Source organism: Streptomyces botrytidirepellens (assembly GCF_003721215.1).
In the GTDB taxonomy this organism is placed as follows: domain Bacteria; phylum Actinomycetota; class Actinomycetes; order Streptomycetales; family Streptomycetaceae; genus Streptomyces; species Streptomyces himastatinicus.
In genome coordinates this window covers 1-3796 of the sequence record NZ_RIBZ01000585.1, presented here as the reverse complement: position 1 = coordinate 3796, position 3796 = coordinate 1, and the positions used below count along the sequence as shown (strand labels likewise).

The 3796-nt window shown below is 76.6% G+C and carries 3 protein-coding genes and 1 pseudogene; 2 read left to right on the top strand and 2 right to left on the bottom strand.

What is annotated here, in order from left to right; translation table 11 throughout:
* Both EEJ42_RS33225 and EEJ42_RS33220 read left to right on the top strand, forming a co-directional pair.
* Positions 1-413 (top strand): annotated as a pseudogene (locus EEJ42_RS33225) (FUSC family protein); the annotation flags it as partial.
* Between the two features lie 343 nt (positions 414-756).
* On the top strand, positions 757-1800 hold the full coding sequence (locus EEJ42_RS33220; protein WP_123105726.1) for a lactonase family protein: 1044 nt from the start codon (positions 757-759) through the stop codon (positions 1798-1800).
* Positions 1801-1891: 91 nt separating this feature from the next.
* Here the strand turns inward: EEJ42_RS33220 and EEJ42_RS33215 are convergent, their stop codons facing one another.
* Both EEJ42_RS33215 and EEJ42_RS33210 read right to left on the bottom strand, forming a co-directional pair.
* Complete coding sequence (locus EEJ42_RS33215; RefSeq protein ID WP_123105724.1) at positions 1892-2893, bottom strand: hypothetical protein; 1002 nt, start codon at positions 2891-2893, stop codon at positions 1892-1894.
* 189 nt (positions 2894-3082) lie between these two features.
* Positions 3083-3796, bottom strand: a 714-nt coding sequence (locus tag EEJ42_RS33210) for an N-acetylglucosamine kinase (RefSeq protein ID WP_281291563.1), incomplete at its 5' end; no start/stop codon positions are given.

The following is a 3796-nucleotide window of genomic DNA, read 5'->3' as shown; positions in this document are numbered from 1 at the left end:
GGCTCGCGGGCAACCCGGCCGCGGACCCCGCGCCGCACGTCGCCGAGCTGGAGGCGGCGCTGCGGGGCTTGCGGATGTCGATCGCCCCGCTGCTGCACCCGCTCAGCCCGCTGCGCGCCCGCCGGGCCCGCGCCCGGCAGGTCATGCTGGCGCTCGACGACTGCGCACGCCAGGCGCGCGGCCTCGCCGCGCTCGCCGCCGACCCGGTCGCGTCCCACGACGTCCGCCTGACCGCGGCGTGCGCGCGGGTGGAGGCGGCGGTGAGCCGCCTGACCGCCCCCGTCGCCCCGTCCTCCGCCGCCCCCGCACCCGCCGCCGGTCCTTCGCCCCACCCGGCCACGGACCGCGCCCTGGCCCATCTGCACGACCTGGAGGCCGCCCTGACCGGCCTCGCGGACCCACTGCGGGCCTAGGGGGTGTCTTGCCGATCATGCCGGGCTCCCGACGCCTGGCACGGCATCTCGCGGCGCCGCGCTCGTCGCACGCAGCGCCTCCCCCAGCTACCGCTGGGAGGTGCCCCTGCGCTCTCCTCACGCGACTTGTGAGCTTCCCCCCAGCTACCGCTGGGAGGTGCCCCCTGCACCAGACGCCGCTCGCTGATCCGGCCTGATCGACAAGACACCCCCTGAGGGGGGTGTTCCCCCAAACCGGGGCGCGCTGACGGCACGTCAGGCAGGGAATCGGGCATTCCACGGTCCTGGTCCGGACCGGACTGTTAGCGTCGGCCGCAAGCGGAACCGCTGGAGAGGCAGCACGGTGAGCACGGAGCAACGGGCGTACAGGGCGTACATCGGGTCGTTCACCGAGGCGGGCGGAGCCGGGATCACCGTCGCGGACGTCGACCGCGACACGGGCGCGCTGACCCCGCGGTACGCCACGGACGAGGTCGCCAACCCCTCGTACCTCGCGCTCTCACCCGGCGGGGACGTCCTCTACGCGGTCAGCGAGACGGACGAGGGCGCGGCCGCCGCCTTCCGGACCGGCGACGACCCCGCCCGCCCGCTCACCCTCCTCGGCGCCCCCGTGCCCGTCCACGGCGCGGCACCCACCCATCTCGCGCTCGCCGCCGGGCATCTGCTCACCGCCAACTACGGCTCCGGCAGCGTCAGCGCGCTGCCCGTCGACGACGACGGCGGGCTCGGGGAGCCGACGGCGGTGCTGCGGCACGAGGGCAGCGGCCCGAACCGCGAGCGGCAGGGCGAGCCGCACGCCCACGAGGTACTGCCCGACCCGTCCGGCGGCTGGCTGCTGGGCGTCGACCTCGGCGCCGACGCCGTGTGGGTGTACGAGCCCGCCGGGCCGCGGGCGCACCGGAAGGTCCGGCTGCGGGCGGGGAGCGGGCCGCGCCATCTCGCGTTCCACCCGCGCGGCGACCGCGCGTACGTGGTCAACGAGCTGGATCCGACGGTCACGGTGTGCCGTTGGGACGCGGCGTCCGGCACCCTCGAACCGCTCGGCGAGACCCGCGTCGTCCCGCCCGGTACGGATACCGCCACCTTCCCCTCCGAGGCGGCGGTCTCCCCGGACGGCCGCTTCGTCTGGGTCGCCAGCCGCGGCCACGACAGCGTCGCGACGCTCGCCCTCGACACCCCGGGCGACCGCATGGAGCTGGTCACCACCACGCCCTGCGGCGGCCACTGGCCGCGTGACCTGGCCCTCGACCCCTCGGGCAGCCGTCTCTACGTCGCGAACGAACGCTCGGGCGAGGTCACCTGGTTCGCCCTCGACCCCACCACGGGGGTGCCGAGCCGGGACGGTTCGCTCGAGGCACCGGCGGCGTCCTGCGTGATCTTCGGCTGACCGCCATGGGCGCCTGGGGGACCGCAGGGCGCGGGCCGTGCGCGGGGCGGCATGCCCCGCGCAGCACGGGCCCTTCGGTTGGAGGGACGATTCAGCGCAGTCCCGAGGACGCCGGAAGCGTGATGCCCAGCGCCGCCGCGTACTTCGCCAGCACCAGCTTGCCCACCGCCGGGTACGCGCCCAGCGCCTCGGCCGCGGCGCAGCCCGCCTCCTCGGCGGCCGCCTTGGTCAGCTCGGAGGACACCTCCGGGCCGATGAGGTACGGCGCGAGCGCGAGCCGGGCCGAACCGGCGGAGCGCAGCTGCTCGGCGACGCGGACCACGGCACCGTCCTCGTCCAGCGCGGCGGCCATCACCGGCACGGCGAGGCGCGCGGAGAGCAGCATGCCGGTGATCCCACCGGCGTCGGCCGCCTCGCCGCCGCCCACGGTGGCCAGGATGATGCCGTCCGCGGCGGTCGCCACCGTGAAGAGGCGGGCCCGGTCGGCACGGGCGAGGCCCGCTTCCGACAGCCGGACGTGCAGACCCTCCGCGAGCAGCGGGTGCGGGCCGAGGACGTCGGTGAGGTCGGCGGCGGAGCCGCTGTGCACGACGGCCTGGCGTATCCGGCGCAGCAGCGCGTTGTCCGGGCCCGCGAGCAGCGGGACCACCACGGCCGACGGGCCGTCGGTCGGGACGGGCGGCGGCGGAGGCATCTCCGGGATCTCCTCGCCCGCGGCCTCGGCCGCGGCGATCGCCTCCGCGGTGGCCGCGGCGGTGGCCTTGGCGGCCTCCCGCGCCTGGCGCAGCCGCTCGGTGCGGTCCTGGGCGGCCCGCGCGAGCACGGCCTCCAACTGCGGGAACTCCTCGTTCTCGCCTTCCACGTCCACATAGCCGACCTGGGCGTCGAGGCCGGGCAGCTCGGAGCGGGCGATGCTCACGATCTCCTCGGCCAAGCCCCGGGTGGCGGGTTCAGGGGTCCCCGGAACGGCCAGCACCAGCGGCGGTGCGCCCACGGGTGCGGCCGCGGGCTCCGGGCGGCGGTGCCGTCCGGACTGGCGGGGACGCGGCATTCGTACTGGCAGGCCGGACGCGGGCCCTGTGGGGGAGCTCATGGCGCCGCATGTTAGTCGCTCTATAGGGTTGGCTGTTCGGGAGGGGTGCGACTGGGCGTTTTCTGTCCCCTTTTGCCGAGCCTTGCTGTTCGTTGCTGTGCGGTGGGCGAACAGAGCTGCTCGTACAGCCGATAGGGTGTTCGTCATCCGGAACCGCCGTCCCGGCTATCGGTCGTGGTCGTCGTCACCTCATGTGGTGACGACGCTCAGCAGCCGGGCGTCCGGCGGCAGCCGCAGCTCCCCGGCGGCGAGCGCCGCCGCGATGCGCAGGGCGCCGTCCAGCGGGTCCCCGGCCGCCTCGGTGACCAGGACCCCCGGCAGCCGCGCGGCCAACTCGGCGCGCAGCGGCGTCAGCAGGGGTGCGCCCATGCGGAAGAGGCCGCCGGTCAGCGCGACCTCACCGGACTCCAGCCGGGGGCAGACGGCCTCCGCGGCCTGGGCGATGTGACGGGCGGCGTCCCGCAGGACCGTCTCCGCGACCGGATCACCCGCGGCGGCGCACCGGCCGACCTCGGGGGCGAAGGAGGCCAGTACGGCGGGCCGGTCGGGCCGCGGATAGAGCGTGCCCGGCAGTTCGGCGGCCGGGCCGAAGACTGCTTCCAGCCGGTCCAGCAGCGGCTGCGAGCCGCCCTCGCGCCCGTCGTACGCGCGCATCGCGGCCTCCAGACCGGCCCGTCCGATCCACGCCCCGCCGCCGCAGTCGCCCAGCAGATGCCCCCAGCCGTCGGCCCGCCGCCACCCGGGCACGTGGTCCCCGGACGTACGGTCGTCCGGTGTCCGTTCCCCGGCCGTACGGTCGCCGGGCGTGCCGTCGCCGGGCATGCCGTCGCCGGGGCGGTCCGGGCCGCCCGTACGGCCACGCGCCGCGCCCCCGGCCGGGTCCAGCGGCACCGGCAGCGGCAC